The organism is Ornithinibacillus scapharcae TW25 (assembly GCF_000190475.1).
GTDB lineage: Bacteria > Bacillota > Bacilli > Bacillales > Amphibacillaceae > Ornithinibacillus > Ornithinibacillus scapharcae.
Genome location: NZ_AEWH01000041.1, coordinates 41,662 through 58,658 on the forward strand (window position 1 = coordinate 41,662; position 16,997 = coordinate 58,658).

Here is a 16,997-nt window from a genome sequence, read left to right on the forward strand (position 1 = left end):
ATGAGAAATAAGAGTTAAGTCAAATAGATTTAGTTAAAAGGTGTTACAAGCACTTAGGCCTTAGGTTATACAAAAATTTACAGGTTAAATCATTCTATTCCGAATTCTTTTAACCCTAGGGGCAAAGGGCTATTAAAAACCAATATAAAACAGAGACACAGTGCCTTAATATACACTATGTCCCTATTACTTTAATACGCTACTGCGCCAAATCATGTTTAAATGCATAAATAACAGCCTGTGTCCGGTCCTGCACCTCAAGTTTCCCCAAAATATTACTAACATGCACTTTAACTGTTTTCAATGCAATAAATAACTCATCAGCGATTTCTTGATTGGATTTCCCTTGTGCCACTAACAGAAGAATTTCCATTTCACGGTCGGTTAATTGTTCATGGAGATGTACGACAGGCTTTTCACGCATTTTGGTCATAATTTTCCCGGTTACTTCCGGCTCTAGAACAGATTGCCCTTCGTGTGTGGAACGAATGGCTTTTGCTATTTCTTCCGCTTTAGATGTTTTTAACATATAACTTGTCGCACCAGCTTCAAGTGCTGGATATACTTTTTCATCGTCTAGAAAGCTTGTGACGATAATAATCTTAGCTTCTGGCCATTTCTCTATAATTCTTTTTGTTGCTTCAATTCCATCCATCTCTTTCATGACAAGATCCATTAGAATTATATCTGGTTTCAGTTCTAATGCTAGCTCAACTGCAGGGGCACCATCACTTGCCTCCGCTACGATTTCAATATCTGGTTGTGCTGAAAGGTATGCTGATACACCGATACGTACCATCTCATGGTCATCTGCGAACAAGACTCTAATCACTTCTGTTCACCTTCCTTCCGTAAAATTGGAACTCTAACATCTAACTGTGTTCCCTCATTAGGTAACGAAATAATCTTGATGGTTCCGCCAACCTCTAATGCGCGTTCTTGCATATTTTGTAGCCCGTATGATCCTGCTTTCACTTTGCTCATGTCAAAGCCAACACCATTATCCTTTACTCGTAAAATAGCTATATCATCTCGTTTCACCAACATGATATGTAGCGTAGTGGCTTTCGCGTGACGTAATGTATTCGATACTGATTCTTGCAACACTCTGAAAAGTTGGTCCTCGACACCCTTATCTAGATTAAAATCCTCAACCTTCCAAGTGATTTCCATTGGTACCTTTTGCTTCAATTCCACTAGTAATTCAACTGTGGCTTCTACAAGCGATTTCCCTTTTAATGCGACAGGTCGCAAATGTAAGAGTAACGCTCGCATCTCTAACTGTGATTGTTGAATCATATTTTCAACTAGTTGTAACTGTTTTTTTAATATATCACTCATATTACTGGATGTTTCATTAATTGCAGACATCATCATGGATGCTGCAAATAATTCCTGACTGACCGAATCGTGTAACTCTCTAGCTAAGCGATTACGCTCTTGTATGACAATTTCTTGCAGACTTTGCTCTCTTTCTTCTGCTCTCTTCGTTGCAAGATTTTGAAAAAGCTCTGCTTGTTTTGTAATTTTTTCTTGTAGCTGGCTCATTTTTTGTGTAAGGCTGTTCAATTCTTTAAATGTATCGGCTTCTGTATCAATATTTTGACCTTTAACTAAGCTATCCAGTTTTCGGTCCATATATTGGATTCGCTGTTTCCAATACCAACCAATAGATATGCCCATCATCGAACCTGAAATAACTGCAATACCAAGAATTGTTACGAGAAAAGATACATCACCAATCTTCATCTCCTGGAGATTAGCCCAACTAAAATCCTCTTGTATGATTAAACTTAACCCAACCGTTAAAACGACCAATACCAAACTATACATAATTCCGATCATCATATGGCGAAGAACTGTCATCATATCCGCTTCACCTCAATATCACCGGAAAATAAAGAGGTTATGATTTTCACCCTTGGATAGGTCGTATCATAATTTTCTGTTTGGTAAAGTAGTGATTTATTTACAAGATTCCTATCTTCTTCATTGAAGATAAATGCTCTACCAAACACAGAACTATGATGAATACTAACCTCTACTTCATAAGGTACATAAATCTCAATATTCCCAATTAAATGGCGAATCGAGATAATCGCCGTGTCATTCGGAAGTACCGTGTTACTTAAATCAATTACCCGATCGCCAAATACACCATGTATATTAACATCTCGCCATTGATAAGCTATATCCTCTGTTCGGACATCATCAAAAAATGTGTTCGTAAAGAGTGGTTTTATTTTCACAAGCTTATCTTGATGAATAACATCGCTAGGAAGATTCGGTTCAAAGTCTTTACGCTTTTTGGATTCAGAATAATCCTTCAGCCATAATATGATAGCCACGACAATTAGAAAGCGGACAGCCCATAGATTTAATATGGAAAAAACAAAGAAAATGACGAATATTCCAAATAACACTTTGCCCCATAAATGTTGGAAGTTTTTCCATCCAATATAGGCAAATATGGCAGAAAAGACCGCTGGAATTATCGCTCCGCCAAAATGGAATATTATCTCAAAAATAAGGAGGATTACTCCTACGATTACTATCCAGTTAAAAGTATCAGTTTTCAGTTTTTTGAACATCGTAAGAATCCTCCCTAACTTCTTAACGTTACACAGGCTCAGGGTTAACCTTGAGCCTGTCAGTAGTATACCATTTTTTGGCTAGTTTTCGTTAAGATTGATTAGCTTGTTTTTCCTTTTCTTGCATCTCTTTTTCTAATTTGGCAATTTTACTGTCAAATGTACTTTTATAATATGCACTATTGACCTTATATTCAAGATTATCGATATACCGTTCCATCTCAGCAAACTTTGAAAATGGTTTATCCGATACCTCTTCCATCACTCTATTTATCTGATGATTGGCATGAAGCACGTTTTCCCGACCCATTAACTCCATTCGACGTAGACGCATATCTTTAATTCGATGTTTCATTTCTTCATATTTTTGTTCTAGGTCTTCTAATTGCTCGATTGCTTCCTGACGGGAAGCTTTCATTCTCTCTGCGCGAGCTTGATACTCTTCCTGCTCTTTTAGTGCAAAAGCGTGCATTTGCTCTTCTCCAGATTTTTCAGCTATAACGGCTTGCTTTTGTCGCTTTTCAGCCATTTCTGTAGCCCTTAAATATTCTTTGGAAAACTCATCTTTCAACTTATATTGCCTCTCAATAAGCTTTCGCACCTTTTCTACTTCTTGCTCTGCCTGGCGTAAATATTGGTTTAATGCGCCGATAGGATTTTTTTGTTCTTTTTTATCTAATAGATCGTGTAAATCCGCTTCTATTGAGTCCTTAATACGTGTAAAAATATTTGTCATTATTGGGTCTCTCCTTTTAAATTTATTTTTATGCATGGCCCGGGCGGGGTGTGGAACTATGTTGCCGCAGGCAGGACCATGTTCCCTCGCGGTGGGAGCATCTTTCTCATTTTTTCGCTCAACGTAGCCGCATCTGTCACAGCTTAAGTTAAATTAATTATTTAATTCTGCCCATTGACGCTCAAAGTTTGTAAATGGATCATCTTCATCAGAAGAAGATTTTATTGGTGTTTGTTCTTTCTTTTTCCAGTTTTTGAAAATCCAGTACAGAGCAAATCCCGCTGCGATACCTAAGACTGCATAAATATTAGCAAAACCAATTCCTAGGATTAGTAACCCTAGAATTACCCAGCCAATCTTACCTGCAACCGAATTACTCTTTACAAACTTCTTAAATACGAGGTAAAGCAACCATGCGCTAAGACCTAGTAAAACCATTGGTCCAAGATTTGCTAATAAAACAAACAGGGCGATTAACCCTCCTACAAATAGCATAAATTTTCTCATGCAATTGCCTCCTTTCTTTATCATGTCTTAATCTTATCGAGAAAAGCGTTTTTGGATAATGAGCCTCAGCTATATTTTCCAGTAGGACTTAAGGCGTATATCTACATAAGGCTTTCTAGCAGAGTGACTATTGATACGGGATATTAATAATGTATTGGAAAAGGTAAAATTGCGGTCACATAGATTACAGATGCGCTTACTTCTGGTTTACTTGGAATTTTCGGTACATATAACTTGGGAGAAAACAAAATAAAGCGCCTGGATTTCCCAAGCGCTTCTAATGTTTAAAACATATTCCGATTAATTCATATAATTGTTTACTAATGTATAGCTTCTTTCTTTTGTCCACTCAGCGAGTGATTTGGAATAAACAAATGGAGCCAAAGAGCCACCCATATATTCATCTGATGCATTCTCTGCCGCTATGTCTCTCTCCTCTATCCACTTTCGCTGCTCAACACGTAAGACATCCATTTCTTCTTTCGACAGTTGAGATTCTAGTTCACTATATACTTCATTCATAGCTTTATCCCATATTTGGTAGATTTCGTCCTGTGCCTTATTCATTTCTGATTGATTACCATTTTCGGCTATTTCTTTTAATTCTGTTACGCTTTCTTCTGTATCATCTAACTTTTTAAGAGATTCTTCTTTAGTCATGATTGTTTTATCATTCAGGGAACCTGTATTCGATACTTCTTCATTCGTATTCTCGTTCTGTTCTTCGCTTAGAAATTGACTAACCTTTTCAGAGTCCTGTTCTACTTTTACTGCTTCATTAGACGCGTGAGTACTAGATGTAGGATTTTCTGATGTCGGTGAATTGTCAACACCACATCCCACTACAAATAGAAATGGTAGTATGATTACTAGTAACTTCTTCAAATATATATCCTCCCTGTTAGAAACTCCATCTATTATAACAGACGAGTCAAATTCATAAAAAATATTATAAATCTTCGTTAATGTTTACCTAGGCTTACTGTTTTAGATAGAGTAATCACTATACCATTAGACTAGAACCATTCCGTTTGTTATATAATTAATTACATGTAGTATATCGTCTCGATGATCATTGGTAGGGTTAACAGAGATACCCCCCCTCATACATCCAATCCGAAGATATCACGGTGCTTAAAGAGCGATTTCACCATTTTATCATTTTCTTAAGTCTAAAAGTCCAATAATCCAACACTGTTACAGCATCACTGTTATCTAGTACATCCTTCCCAATAGTTACTTCTCTTCATTCTTAAAAATATCTTAGGTATCGTAATTATTTTTCTCTTTATAGTAATTGTCGAAAGTTATTTATTTTCAACGTATGAAACCTGTGTTAACCTTACATTATCCTATTGTCTGAAGAGTTAGGATTCTTAGGTTAAAAACTTTCAATAAATTAATGTAAGGGGTGAAAGTTTCATGACGCTTTTATTTATCATTGGTTTACTATTACTTGGATTGATAACTTTAATAATTGGTTTTATTACAAAAATAAAATGGGTAAAAATAGTATCAATAATTCCACTCGGTATATCTGGGTGGCAACTATTAACTATGTTTTTACTTTAATAAAGCTAACTAGAACTTTCTAGTTAGCTTTATTTTTTCGAAACCTTCACAATACATCAATTGAACTTTAAACATATTTTCCCTAAATAATTCGGTCTTTCCATATTATAATTATCTAATTAGAGTTAGTACCACCTCCCCCAATTATTATGTCGAAAATTTCCATATTTTACGTCACATCTTGTCAAAACTATCAATATTCGCAGATTCCAGTACCTATTTTCCCAAACACAAGCATATGCCGACTTGATATAATTTATTATAGAAATAATTTCCATATAAAAAGGAATTTACATCATTTTTATAAAAGGAGGTCAATAATTAAATTTTCTTTTGTATTTTATACAAAAAATAAAAGGAAGCGAAGATTAGGATGAGTAAAAAGAAAATTATTTTGCTAATGGTCGGAATATTAATAGTTGCATCTGCAACTGTAGTAGGAGCCCAAAATGGGACCTTGCAGCAACTGTTATCAAAGGATGAGGATGTATTAATGTCAGAATTAAAAACTACTAGCAATGAAGAGCTAATAGTTAAAATCAATGAATTATCTCGAGAAATAACACCTTCAGGGGATATAAATATTCTAATACCATTTGTCTCGGAATTATTTGATAGAAAAGATCAATTTAAAGATACAGATTTATTGGGCCATATTAAAGATGAATCAAATACGATTATCCTAAGAGAAACAATAGTAGATTTATACCTTCATAAGAATGAAAACCAAACTGTTAGTAATGAGCTAAAGGATATACTTAAGGATAAAGACATTGATAAGAGAGTGAAAACTAGAATTGTCTCTCAAGGTAAATTTGCCAAAGGCGATATCGAGTTACTGAGGCAATTGATAGCTAATAATGATGATTTATTAGCTTTTCATAGTCTAAAGTCTTTAAGTAAAGTCGATTCTACTGCAGGATTCGAAGTTGCTCAAAAACTACTTGATGAGAAGGATACTATTTCAAATGATAAATTATCTGCTGCCCTACAGGCTACATCCGATCATTTGAAAGAGATGAATCAGGAAATATATGAATATGAAAAACTAGAAAAGAATTTTTTAGAAATCAGTTTCCAACTATTAGAATCAAATCCTGATTTATATATTAAGGACTCTGCATTCTTCTCCGTAACAGACTTACAAAGTGAAAGTGCAATAAAGAGAATTATGACAAACAATTTTATAGATAGGGAATTAAAGGTTTATTCAATTGATCAACACTATATGATTCTATTAGAAATGCTGGAGGATAATCCAGAAAAGGAAGATATTGAATTTGTTTTATCAGCTATGGAAATGCATCCAATTTTAGATTTTATAGATCCGTTAAAAGAAATTTCAGAAAAGGTTAAGGATGTACAATTAAGAGATAGAATTATACAGGTAATTGAGTATATTGACGCAAATGGTTTACCAGGTAATGAAAAATGGCTGGATTAATTTTTAAAGGATGAGGTGATTACATGTATAAGAAATTTGTGAAGTTAATAATCAGTATATTAACTATTATGTTGTGTATATCTTTTACTTTTACACCAATAGACGCAGCAGTTGGAAAACAAGGATATGCAGTTTACAGAGATGGTGTATTCTTTGGTTTGGATTGGCACGCGGGTATGATGGTACAAGGTACAAGAACAAATTATAAGCCTGTTGCCCATGCACCTGGAACAGGTAGTCAAGTCAAGGCAGATGACTGGAGTAAATTCATGGATGGCAATAATTTCAAAGGAGTATACAGGCCAAATAAAAGTCCTACCTCAGCCGCCCGTGATCTATTTGTAGCAACCGCAAGAAGTCTTGGACCGGAAAACATTTCATACAATTTGGCATATCAAATGTACTATGATACAGGTACTGCAGGTAGTTATGTATCAGCTAATGAAATTAGTTCCATGAGATGTGACGGAGTAGTTGAGTTTGTTTATGAATTCCATAATTATAGAGTTTATGGTAGCAACACTTATTGGGATATAACAAAGAACTCTTTCTGGGGACGTGATCATCATAGTGGAACAGCAATTACTCCGAAAAAACAAGTAAATTATCTCACAAAAGTAAGCAGTAGCCAACCATAGTATTTCGAGGAAGATATTCTTGTCAAGAACGGAGCATTTTTTCAATTCCTTCCTAGTTGGTCAATTTTAATGCATGGCTAATTCTGATTTACTACATTATTATCAGGCCACATCTACTATTTTTCATACTTTGGCTTATTTAGTACCTATTGAGGAAGAAAAAGAAAAACATACTTTTGAAAAAAGCTTCTGTACCATGAAATAAACTATCTTACTATATAATTAGAAGTATCCTTGCTACTAACTGGAATCAAGTGCGTCGTGCTACTTCCAGATCCTTTGCATGAAAAGGCAATTTTTCATAATTCCAGTTGGTAGTATTTTTATATGTATAAAATGAAAAATACTTGCGATAATTATGATAAGTTTGGTTTAACAAACTAGCTCTTAGGAATAAATATGTTTTTTATTACTGAATTATATAGAATACCTCTTTATTATTTAGACTTTTTTTATTATGATAGTTAGTAATAATTGATAATTTTAGGGGTGTTAATATATGATTAATCAAAAAAAACTTAAATATTATCGTAAGAGATTAGAATTAAAACAAATTGAAATATCATATGGTATATGTTCCGTTTCATACTATAGTAAGATTGAGAATGGTGTTGTAGAACCCAGCGAAGAATTACTGACACTATTATGTAATAGATTAAACATAAGTATTTTAGATATTAAGGATAACGATAGCTTAATAACTACTTTATGTAGTAAGATTAATGAATTTAATAAATATATTCGAAATAGAAATCCAGGCATGATAGAGCAGATTTACCAGGAAGTCACCACTATTGCAGCGAATAGTAATAATCCTGAAATTTATTTGGTATTAGAATTGTTTCATTTACGAATGTCGTTAATAAAAAATAAATTCTAAGAATGCCTCGTTGCACTATCAAAAAGTACAATCTCTTAAAAATCATCTAGGTGATCGAACGTCTTCTTTTTTCTATAGAACATGCGGTCTGTTTCACTATTTTTATGGAAATTTAGAAACATCCCTACTATATTATAAGAATGCAGAAAAGTGCATTAGTAATGAAAAGGTTGAAGAGATATATTATCAACTTGCATTAGTATATAGTAGATTAAATAAATTGTACTTCTCTTCTTATTATTTAAATAAAGCTCTAGATATCTTTCATAGCAAGATGGAATATGATTATTGTATTAATTGTAATTTACTTTTAGGTGTAAATTATAGAAAGATGAGAGAATACGATAATGCAATTGATTGTTATAAGAAAGTTATCGAACAAGCATATATAAGTAAAGACTTTTCCTTACTGGCCAAAGTCTATCATAATATTGGTTTAGTATATTCCAAGAAAGAACAATATGAAATTGCTATTGATTATTTTCTCAGAAGTATAGAAGAAGAGGAAAATAAGCATGCTTTACCAAGTACCTATTACTTAATCTCTAAGGAATATATTATGTTAGGAAAGCTCCAAGATGCGAAAGAATGGGTATTGAAAGGGATAAGATTAGCAGAGAAGTATGATATAAAGGAATATCTTATAAAACTAAAATCGTTGGAATGTATTGTGGACACAACTAAGAGATATAACCTTACAACCTATATTAACCAGGTTGCTATTCCTTTCTATGAACAGAGACATGATTGTGAATCTGTGTCTGATCTTGTCCTATTGTTGGCTAACTATCTTGAAAAGGAAAGGAAATATAAGGATGCATATCTCCTATTAAAAAAACAGTACAAAGGAGAAATATAAATTGAGTAGAAAGAGTAAATTACTTATTATTTTATTATTTTCATCTAGCATTATATTCCCATCTAGCTTCGTCAATAGCGCAGATGATAAACTTCCTGAACCGTTAACTGACAAACCCCGTTCATAGCTAAATGACTTTTCATATAAAAATAGTCTCTAATTAAAAACCTGAGAAACGACATTAACAACCATTTCGTGTTTTCAATGTCGTTTTTCATTTAAGTTCATCTGTATTTTTATAGGAGTTTTATTTTTCTCCATTTATAACATTATTCATTCATCATACCCCCTCGAATGGTTAGGCACTCCGTCTTTTATTAAAATAAAACATACTCAAAGGCCACCATAACACCGCAAAGATAGGATAAATAGCCCAGATTTCCGTTGGCGAGAAAAATATATTAATACTGATGAAAAACAGACTGATAAATAAAGTAGCTTGTATCGAGAAAGCAAAATAAGATTTTCGTTTCGCATGGAATACGGATAATGGCCACCACAGAATGACAAATGCAGGGAATATCGACCATGGATAAGATGGTGCTAAATAAATGTTTAATAAGACATAGTATAAGATAAATAAAATACTTATAGTAGCCGCAACTAGCATACTACCATTTCGCTTTCCTAATAAAACAAGAACCGGCCATAAGATTAGCGGAGCAACAGCGTATAAGAACCACGGATAGTTGGGTGTATTGATATAGTTTTCCAATAATAAAACGATAGATAATACAAAACTTCCAACCAACGAGAACAGAGTCTGTTTTTTCGCTATTAAAGAATAAATACCTAGTGGCAACAACAATAGTAAAACGCTTGGATAAATAAACCATGGATAATGCGTAGTAGTTAGGAAATTAACTACCATTAAAAACACAATCGTTAATGCACTACCCGCCATCACAAAACGCCATTCATACCTCATGTTACGCACCTCTCTTTAATCCGGAATACCGATAATACATCGATAACGGCCACCAAAGCACTCCAAATGTCGGATATACAAACCAGATTACTTGTGGAGAATAATAGAAATTAATAAAGACAAACAGCCCTATCAGAAGCAGACTTCCCCAAATCGAATATTCTAAATTCAGCTTACTATTCTTTAATTTTTTGGAGTGTTCATCCGTTGATTGGGCTGTAACTCCAAGCTCCTTTTTAAGTTCCTCAATATCCCCGAAGTCAACTATCGCCTTATTTATTGCGTCTTCTTCCTCTTTTCCTTGTTCCATTAAGTCCCAGACTTTTTCTTCAAGATTCTGTAGAACCTCTTGCACAATAATCGTTTTCTTCTCACTTTCAGGAACATCCTTAAATAAATCATTCACATGCTGGGTTAACTTTTTCAATTGAATCCCTCCATAAAAATGTCAATAATATCTTTCATTTCCTTCCATTCTTCAACCGTTTCTCTAAAATAAGCCTTACCTAATGTCGTAATCCTGTAGTACTTTCTTTTACCACCTTTGGATTTATTACCGAAATACGATTCAATCAATTCCTTTTTCTCCAATCGTTGGAATACCGCATACAATGTAGCTTCTTTTATTTGAAATCGTTCATCTGTACGTTGGCTAATCTCCTTTGATATTTCATAGCCGTATCGATCCTTTTCAACTATTAACCTCAATATGATGGAATCTAAATGCCCTCGTATAATATCACTTCTAATCAAGCCGCTACTCCTTTCTCATAAAGTACTTTGTCACGTAGAGTTCTATCTGATAGAGTAATTGTAATACAAAGTACTCTGCGTGTCAAAGTAATTTTTGGGGAACATGGGGACAGGTCCCTTGTCCCAGCCTTTCCTCATTTGAATCATATCCTCGGTCTATTATGTAGCATGTGATATCCCTAACTCTGTAAAGATTATATAAGTATAAAAAAAGCTGCACTCTCAAATGCATTTCATACATTCAGTAGTACAGCTTTTTTACCATTCATATTATTACTCTACGTTTAACCTCACTGACAGATATAATAGATGCTTGGTCTCCATATGTAGACCGAAACTTCTTCCTTGCTTCTGCAGGTGTTCGAGCAATAATTGAATTTATTTGCTTTTCATTGTTCCGTTCCGCTTCTACGATATATCGTTTAGCACCACATTTCATCTAGTTCCACCCCGCAATCACCATCAACTATCCTAGGATAAAAACTCTTTCAATGCCTTGCCAGCGTTCTCTGCATCTCTTATTCCCTGATCATATAACGCAGTCAGTTTTTCCTTATTTCTTTCTATACGTCCAACCTCAAGTGGCTCAGATGGACTAATGATAAACACATTCCCTTTCTTCTCTTCCTCGTAAATGTACGCTAAAGTTTCATTGTAAACCTTGTGTCGTTTCTCCAATGCTCTTACTAAACCAGGATAGTCTTTATATTTCTTCCTAAAGTACCAACCAAATGATTGAGGTTTCTTAGAATATCCTCTGTTTCTAGTTAAGACAACTACATTCTTACGATTTCCGTCTTTCTCTGATTGTTTAAGAGGTATCGGATCGGATATTCCACCGTCCATCAACAATCTACCCTCGTATGGCACTACTGGAGCAACCAATGGTAAAGAACTAGACGCACGAATAACTGTTAAGACATCTTTTTGATAATCCTTCTTTTTGTAAAATACAGCTTCACCAGTCATACAATCCGTTGTTCCGATGACAAATTCTTCTTTTGCCTGATAAAATGCTTCAAAATCATATGGCTCTATTTGGTTTGGCAAACTGTCAAATAAGAAGTCCATTCCAAAAAGTTGACGTTTTTTTATTAAATTACGAAATGATAAATAATCAGGATGATTGATATAATCTATGTTCACCGCTCTATTTCTATCCATTTGACGGGAGACATAGGAAGAACCGTTACAAGCGCCTGCTGATACTCCAATAATATAAGGTAAGTATATCTCCTGCTCCATTAGATAACGAATAACTCCCGCTGTGTATACTCCTCTACTTCCTCCACCCTCTAGTACTAAACCAGTCTGTTCCATATATAATCCCTCATTAAATGTACAAATTTATGTTTCTTTCTCCATTATAAATATTAAGGGAAAAACTTTCTAATGATGAGCTTCTACAACTCTTACACATCAGAGGAAGATCAGTACCAAGATGAGACAGTTTGAAACAGTAACATACCAAACTTACTGGATTGCTACTTAGAACTTTAATCAGTTGCTTATATTTCTCCAATATGTTCCACCGTCTTAATTGAAAGGAAGATACTAAGTGCGCCAATTAAACACAAACTAACAACAATAGGCTCCGGTTTCAGATGTAGGAATGATGAGAAGTTTGGTAATTGCATCATGACCATAGAACAAATTATAGTTAGTACAGTACCCCTTAACCAAATTCCAAAAAGAAAAGAGGTACAAAACTGATTAATGTAACAATAAGTGAATTCAAGAATATCGAACCAAAATATGTCAGTATATCTGAACTGGTTGGCTGACCATTTATAAAAGGGAAAAACTGATCGATTGTATAGGTTACTATGCCTGTAAATATATAGGAAATTACCGTAACTACAAAGATACATAATGCGATAAATAAGATTTTTGCCAAATAAAGCTTTTTTCTACTAATTGGATAACCGAAGGAAAGTGCCATTGTTTTATTTTTATATTCTTCAATGAATACTTGATTAATAAGAGAGCCACCGAATAGAACAAATCCCATCTGTATATAAAAATTAAGTTCTATAGCAGAAGCATAACTCTCACCAAATGCAGGCATTACCGCATTGATAAAGAAAACTGGCATTATCATGATAATAAGCATATAGATGATTATTTCACTAATTACTGTTTGGCGCTTTAATTTTTTCCATTCTAACCATATTAATTTAACCAATTCGATTCCCTCCATTTATTTGCGTATAGAAGTAATCTTCCAAAGAACTGGTATGTTTCTGGATTTCTTCGATACCAATATCATGGAGAATTAGCAGTTTAGAAATATCGGTTTGAGAGTATGTCAAATCATAAATTCTAATTCTGTTCCCTTGAATCATTTTCATGTTCGTTAATTGAAGTTCACTCTCAAGAATATACAATGTTTTTTGTACATCAGTTGTCACGATTTCAATATACTCTGTCCGCTCTTTTCGAATATCTTCTAATGTAACTTCATTTATTAGCCTTCCATTATTAATGACACCAATCCTATCTACAACCTGTTCCATTTCAGCTAATATATGACTAGAAAGTATAAAGGTTATTCCGTATTCCTTATTAAGCATTAAAATTAAATCCCTTGTATCTTTTATCCCGATTGGATCGAGCCCATTAGTCGGTTCATCAAAAATAATTAATTCAGGCTTTGTGATAACAGCTCTAGCAATTCCAAGTCTCTGCTTCATTCCAAGAGAAAACTCTTTAACAACTTTATCCTCTATCCCTTTTAGCTGAACCAAGTCCAGTGCTTGTTTAATTCCTTTTTCATCGTAGTATCCTAAATATTCGCAATGAAGCTTCAGATTTTCCATTGCAGTTAAATGCTCAAAAAAGATAGGGTATTCAATAATACTTCCTACTCTTTTTAAAAGGGATTTAGAATGATCGGTAAGACGCTTACCAAATAATTCGATTTCACCGCTTGAAGGCTTTGTTATTCCAGTAAGTAATTTCATAAGTGTTGTTTTGCCTGCACCATTTTGACCAAGTAAACCATATATTTCTCCTTTTCGGATTTGAAGATTGATGTTTGATACTATCGCTTTTCTTCGGGTATGTTTAGTCAACCCACTTGTTTTCACAATAAGTTCCATCCTTCCGCCTCCTTTTTCTATATCATAAACACGAATAATATCTTTTTTCTTTCTAAATCCTTACAAAATCCTTAAGTTTTAAAAATAGAATCAAAAGTGATTAAGGCACCCACTCTTTGTGGCTGCCTATTATTAAATGTTAATATGTTATGCGACGAAATTCACACGTAAAAACCGTTCTTTCATATGGTGTACTGCTTAACTGAATACTTCCTTTCATTGCTTCAATTAAATGTTTCGTAATACTTAAACCAAGTCCACTCCCTTGAAATTCAGGATTTCTTGCATCATCTAGAGTATATAACCGATCAAAGACCTGTGCTTGATGGATCTTAGCTATACCTTTTCCTCTATCCCAAATATCAATTGCAATATCATCCCCAACTTCTCGAATGGTTAGACCAATAATCCCTCCGTCAATTCCATAACGTATTGCATTAGAAATAAGATTGCTTAATGCCCGATTTAATCCATCTTCATTTCCTAAGATATAAAAATTGTGTTCGGGAATATTTACTTCGACTTGAATGTTTTTTGTTTGGAGTAAATCATAATACTCGAGGATATTCTTTCTGCAAATTTCATTTACAGAAACTCTGGTTAAAGGAATAGAATAATCACCCGAATCGAGTTTAACAAGGTCAAAGAACTGATTTATAAGGTCAATTACATTTAATATTTTTTATGAAGACTGGAAATAACCTTCTTTTTCTCTCCATCACTCATACTATTGTCTAAATCTAATATTTCTACATAGCCTAAAATAACGGTTAATGGCGTTTTCAAATCGTGTGACATATTAGATAATAGTCTTTTTAAGCTTTCTTTTGTTTTTTCATAATCAGCTATGATCTGTTGATTGTAATCGAGTAGACAATTTACTTGAATTAAGAATTGCTGGATTGCCTTTTGTTCAGTTTGGATTAATACTTTTTCAGTGGTCTTTTGTTCAATAATATCAGACAGCTTCTCTTGTATTTCGTTCATATCTCTAATCATTTTTCTTTTCTCATAAGTTTGTATTAGGATTATCATTAGCAATATTAGAAAGATACCACTCACTATGAAAGTCATATGTTAATCACCTAATTTATACCCGATTCCCCAAACTGTCTTAATAAACTGGGGGTTAGACGGATCAATTTCTATTTTCTCACGAAGTCTCCTAATATGGACATTAATCACATTTTCATTGCCAAAATAATCATCTTCCCAAATGAATTGGTAAATTTGTTCCTTCGTAAATACTCTGTTCTGATTCATCATAAATAGTTTTAGAATTTTAAATTCCTTAGATGTAAGCTGTATAATCCTTCCTTGAACATTTACTGTAAATGTTGTTAAATCTAGAGAAATCTCCTTATAATGAAGAGTTGTTGAAGGAATTTTATTCTCAGTAGGTAGATATTGAGTTGCTCTTCGAATCGCTGCATGCACTCTAGCTGTAAGCTCAATCATGGAAAAGGGCTTACTAATGTAATCGTCCGCACCAAAACCAAGACCTAGCGCTTTATCGACATCACTTCCTTTTGCAGAGATAACCATTACTGGAGCAGAGCTCATGGTTCTTAACCGCTTTAGAAAATCCATCCCATTTAGCTTAGGAAGCATTAAATCAAGCAAGATTAGGTCTACTTTATGATTCTCAAAAAGTATTATTGCCTCTTCTCCATCAAATGCAGTTAGAACTTGGTAATTTTCATTTTCCAATTGATTGGTAATTAGTTTATTTATTTCTCTGTCGTCCTCTACAAGCAATATTTTCTTTTCCACATCTTTCACTTCCATTCTATGGAACTAACCTATCAATATTAAATCCGGAAGAAATGTCTGATAAAACTTATAGTTAAATAATATCTCCTGAACTGTAATTTATCAAATACTCCCATAATTTTAAACAATAGTACAATAGGCGAATAAATGGGATAACGAATTTATAGGAATTTTTCGCATAAGAAAAGAATGCTTACAAAATATAAGCATATTGTTTAACCTATCCAATTGAAGGAGCGACCTAGATGAAAATACGATTCGGCTATGTAGCGAATGCACTAGGCTTATGGGATGCAAGTCCTTCTAAAACCTTGACCTTTGCTCGGTATTCCAAGCTCCCAAAAGAGGATCGTTTGGATAGTCTTAAGTCCGTTACTGCTCAAAACTTGCACCATACGAAAAGAATACTTTGCTATAATATCGCCCATGAGATTGAGCTATACCGTTTCTCCAGCATGCTTGTCCCGCTTGCTACTCACCCTGAGGTCGAATGGGATTTTATCACGCCGTTTAAAGATGAATGGAAGGAGCTTGGGAGGTTAATTAAGAAGTATCATATTCGGACCAGCTTCCACCCCGGTCAATATACGCTTTTTACTAGCCCTCGGAAAGAGGTCACTGTAAATGCTGTAAAGGATATGGAATATCATTACCGGATGTTGGAAGCGATGGATGTACTAAGTACGTCAGTCTTGAACATCCATATTGGTGGGGCTTATGGAAATAAGGAAGAGACATTAAAAAGATTTCATCAAAATTTGGTAAAACTCCCCAATGAGGTACAGTACTATATGACACTTGAAAATGATGATAAAACCTATGATGTAAAGGAAACACTGCTTGCCTGTGAAAAAGAACAGATCCCGATGATGCTAGATTATCATCATTACATGGCAAATAAAGGTGAGGTTGAGCTAGTGGAATATTTAGAACGGATTTTTAATACTTGGAACCATCGAGATCTCATACCGAAAGTTCATATTTCTTCCCCAAAGTCGGCGTCGGAATATCGCTCTCATGCCGATTATGTTGACCTGAAGTTTATCCTACCCTTTTTAAAAATAGCAAAAGAGTTAAATCGGGACTTCGATATCATGATTGAAGCAAAACAAAAAAATTTGGCAATGCTACAGTTAGTGGAAGATGTTGCGAGAATTCGAGGGATTAAACGCTTATCTGGAGGTTCTATAGAATACTAAATTAAGGGTAAGGAGG

Annotated in this window: 21 protein-coding genes; 5 read left to right on the top strand and 16 right to left on the bottom strand. The window is 34.1% G+C overall.

The features are described from left to right. Positions 1 to 199: 199 nt before the first annotated feature. The 6 genes from G5W_RS0110040 to G5W_RS22805 form a co-directional block, all read right to left on the bottom strand. Positions 200 to 832, bottom strand: coding sequence for a response regulator (locus G5W_RS0110040; RefSeq protein ID WP_010096341.1), 633 nt, complete (start codon positions 830 to 832; stop codon positions 200 to 202). Further along, entirely contained in the window at positions 829 to 1,869 is a 1,041-nt protein-coding gene (locus tag G5W_RS0110045) for a sensor histidine kinase (protein ID WP_010096342.1), read from the bottom strand. The genes G5W_RS0110040 and G5W_RS0110045 overlap by 4 nt, the downstream gene beginning before the upstream one ends. Further along, entirely contained in the window at positions 1,866 to 2,591 is a 726-nt protein-coding gene (gene liaF, locus G5W_RS0110050; protein ID WP_010096343.1) for a cell wall-active antibiotics response protein LiaF, read from the bottom strand. The genes G5W_RS0110045 and liaF overlap by 4 nt, the downstream gene beginning before the upstream one ends. Before the next feature lie 91 nt (positions 2,592 to 2,682). After that, a complete protein-coding gene (locus tag G5W_RS0110055) occupies positions 2,683 to 3,327 on the bottom strand; it encodes a PspA/IM30 family protein (RefSeq protein WP_010096344.1) in 645 nt (214 codons plus the stop codon). A 153-nt stretch (positions 3,328 to 3,480) separates the two neighbouring features. Next, positions 3,481 to 3,834 (bottom strand): lmo0954 family membrane protein, encoded by a 354-nt coding sequence (locus G5W_RS0110060; RefSeq protein WP_010096345.1) that lies wholly within the window; start codon positions 3,832 to 3,834, stop codon positions 3,481 to 3,483. 300 nt (positions 3,835 to 4,134) lie between these two features. Then, on the bottom strand, positions 4,135 to 4,719 hold the full coding sequence (locus G5W_RS22805; protein ID WP_010096346.1) for a lysozyme inhibitor LprI family protein: 585 nt from the start codon (positions 4,717 to 4,719) through the stop codon (positions 4,135 to 4,137). Positions 4,720 to 5,779: 1,060 nt separating this feature from the next. On the opposite strand from G5W_RS22805, the gene G5W_RS0110075 reads away from it, so the two are divergent. From G5W_RS0110075 to G5W_RS0110090, 4 genes are all read left to right on the top strand, one after another. Then, complete coding sequence (locus G5W_RS0110075) at positions 5,780 to 6,850, top strand: hypothetical protein (RefSeq protein WP_010096350.1); 1,071 nt, start codon at positions 5,780 to 5,782, stop codon at positions 6,848 to 6,850. A gap of 23 nt (positions 6,851 to 6,873) precedes the next feature. Continuing rightward, the gene (locus G5W_RS0110080; protein ID WP_010096351.1) at positions 6,874 to 7,488 is read left to right on the top strand and encodes a hypothetical protein; all 615 of its coding nucleotides are present in this window, start codon (positions 6,874 to 6,876) and stop codon (positions 7,486 to 7,488) included. Positions 7,489 to 7,987: 499 nt separating this feature from the next. Next, complete coding sequence (locus G5W_RS0110085; RefSeq protein ID WP_010096352.1) at positions 7,988 to 8,368, top strand: helix-turn-helix domain-containing protein; 381 nt, start codon at positions 7,988 to 7,990, stop codon at positions 8,366 to 8,368. A gap of 274 nt (positions 8,369 to 8,642) precedes the next feature. Then, a complete protein-coding gene (locus G5W_RS0110090) occupies positions 8,643 to 9,227 on the top strand; it encodes a tetratricopeptide repeat protein (protein WP_138919016.1) in 585 nt (194 codons plus the stop codon). Positions 9,228 to 9,525: 298 nt separating this feature from the next. On the opposite strand, the gene G5W_RS0110095 is transcribed toward G5W_RS0110090, so the two are convergent. The 10 genes from G5W_RS0110095 to G5W_RS0110135 all read right to left on the bottom strand — a co-directional run bounded on the left by G5W_RS0110095 (position 9,526) and on the right by G5W_RS0110135 (position 15,782). Next, positions 9,526 to 10,155, bottom strand: coding sequence for a hypothetical protein (locus tag G5W_RS0110095; protein WP_010096354.1), 630 nt, complete (start codon positions 10,153 to 10,155; stop codon positions 9,526 to 9,528). A 1-nt stretch (position 10,156) separates the two neighbouring features. Further along, positions 10,157 to 10,582 carry a permease prefix domain 1-containing protein gene (locus tag G5W_RS0110100; RefSeq protein ID WP_010096355.1) on the bottom strand — a complete coding sequence of 142 codons (426 nt, stop codon included), beginning with the start codon at positions 10,580 to 10,582 and terminating at the stop codon, positions 10,157 to 10,159. Next, positions 10,579 to 10,908 carry a PadR family transcriptional regulator gene (locus G5W_RS0110105; protein ID WP_010096356.1) on the bottom strand — a complete coding sequence of 110 codons (330 nt, stop codon included), beginning with the start codon at positions 10,906 to 10,908 and terminating at the stop codon, positions 10,579 to 10,581. The genes G5W_RS0110100 and G5W_RS0110105 overlap by 4 nt, the downstream gene beginning before the upstream one ends. 265 nt (positions 10,909 to 11,173) lie before the next feature. Continuing rightward, positions 11,174 to 11,347 (bottom strand): hypothetical protein, encoded by a 174-nt coding sequence (locus tag G5W_RS23955; protein WP_010096357.1) that lies wholly within the window; start codon positions 11,345 to 11,347, stop codon positions 11,174 to 11,176. Positions 11,348 to 11,379: 32 nt separating this feature from the next. Next, entirely contained in the window at positions 11,380 to 12,228 is an 849-nt protein-coding gene (locus G5W_RS0110115; RefSeq protein WP_010096360.1) for a patatin-like phospholipase family protein, read from the bottom strand. 355 nt (positions 12,229 to 12,583) lie between these two features. After that, a complete protein-coding gene (locus G5W_RS22135) occupies positions 12,584 to 13,093 on the bottom strand; it encodes an ABC transporter permease (RefSeq protein WP_010096361.1) in 510 nt (169 codons plus the stop codon). Beyond that, entirely contained in the window at positions 13,086 to 14,009 is a 924-nt protein-coding gene (locus tag G5W_RS0110125) for an ATP-binding cassette domain-containing protein (RefSeq protein WP_010096362.1), read from the bottom strand. The genes G5W_RS22135 and G5W_RS0110125 overlap by 8 nt, the downstream gene beginning before the upstream one ends. A 139-nt stretch (positions 14,010 to 14,148) precedes the next feature. Then, on the bottom strand, positions 14,149 to 14,688 hold the full coding sequence (locus tag G5W_RS24665; RefSeq protein ID WP_337445660.1) for an ATP-binding protein: 540 nt from the start codon (positions 14,686 to 14,688) through the stop codon (positions 14,149 to 14,151). Beyond that, positions 14,682 to 15,083, bottom strand: coding sequence for a histidine kinase dimerization/phospho-acceptor domain-containing protein (locus G5W_RS24250; RefSeq protein ID WP_010096364.1), 402 nt, complete (start codon positions 15,081 to 15,083; stop codon positions 14,682 to 14,684). The genes G5W_RS24665 and G5W_RS24250 overlap by 7 nt, the downstream gene beginning before the upstream one ends. A gap of 3 nt (positions 15,084 to 15,086) precedes the next feature. Further along, positions 15,087 to 15,782, bottom strand: coding sequence for a response regulator transcription factor (locus G5W_RS0110135; RefSeq protein ID WP_029191087.1), 696 nt, complete (start codon positions 15,780 to 15,782; stop codon positions 15,087 to 15,089). A gap of 245 nt (positions 15,783 to 16,027) precedes the next feature. On the opposite strand from G5W_RS0110135, the gene uvsE reads away from it, so the two are divergent. After that, entirely contained in the window at positions 16,028 to 16,981 is a 954-nt protein-coding gene (uvsE, locus tag G5W_RS0110140; protein ID WP_010096368.1) for a UV DNA damage repair endonuclease UvsE, read from the top strand. The last annotated feature ends 16 nt before the right edge of the window (positions 16,982 to 16,997 follow it).

Bases quoted from the DNA above. Each gene is read 5' to 3' on its own strand.
- G5W_RS0110045 (WP_010096342.1), bottom strand. From the start codon at position 1,869: ATGATGACAGTTCTTCGCCATATGATGATCGGAATTATGTATAGTTTG.
- liaF (WP_010096343.1), bottom strand. From the start codon at position 2,591: ATGTTCAAAAAACTGAAAACTGATACTTTTAACTGGATAGTAATCGTA.
- G5W_RS0110055 (WP_010096344.1), bottom strand. From the start codon at position 3,327: ATGACAAATATTTTTACACGTATTAAGGACTCAATAGAAGCGGATTTA.
- G5W_RS0110060 (WP_010096345.1), bottom strand. From the start codon at position 3,834: ATGAGAAAATTTATGCTATTTGTAGGAGGGTTAATCGCCCTGTTTGTT.
- G5W_RS0110075 (WP_010096350.1), top strand. From the start codon at position 5,780: ATGAGTAAAAAGAAAATTATTTTGCTAATGGTCGGAATATTAATAGTT.
- G5W_RS0110080 (WP_010096351.1), top strand. From the start codon at position 6,874: ATGTATAAGAAATTTGTGAAGTTAATAATCAGTATATTAACTATTATG.
- G5W_RS0110085 (WP_010096352.1), top strand. From the start codon at position 7,988: ATGATTAATCAAAAAAAACTTAAATATTATCGTAAGAGATTAGAATTA.
- G5W_RS0110090 (WP_138919016.1), top strand. From the start codon at position 8,643: ATGGAATATGATTATTGTATTAATTGTAATTTACTTTTAGGTGTAAAT.
- G5W_RS0110095 (WP_010096354.1), bottom strand. From the start codon at position 10,155: ATGAGGTATGAATGGCGTTTTGTGATGGCGGGTAGTGCATTAACGATT.
- G5W_RS23955 (WP_010096357.1), bottom strand. From the start codon at position 11,347: ATGAAATGTGGTGCTAAACGATATATCGTAGAAGCGGAACGGAACAAT.
- G5W_RS0110115 (WP_010096360.1), bottom strand. From the start codon at position 12,228: ATGGAACAGACTGGTTTAGTACTAGAGGGTGGAGGAAGTAGAGGAGTA.
- G5W_RS0110125 (WP_010096362.1), bottom strand. From the start codon at position 14,009: ATGGAACTTATTGTGAAAACAAGTGGGTTGACTAAACATACCCGAAGA.
- G5W_RS24250 (WP_010096364.1), bottom strand. From the start codon at position 15,083: ATGACTTTCATAGTGAGTGGTATCTTTCTAATATTGCTAATGATAATC.
- uvsE (WP_010096368.1), top strand. From the start codon at position 16,028: ATGAAAATACGATTCGGCTATGTAGCGAATGCACTAGGCTTATGGGAT.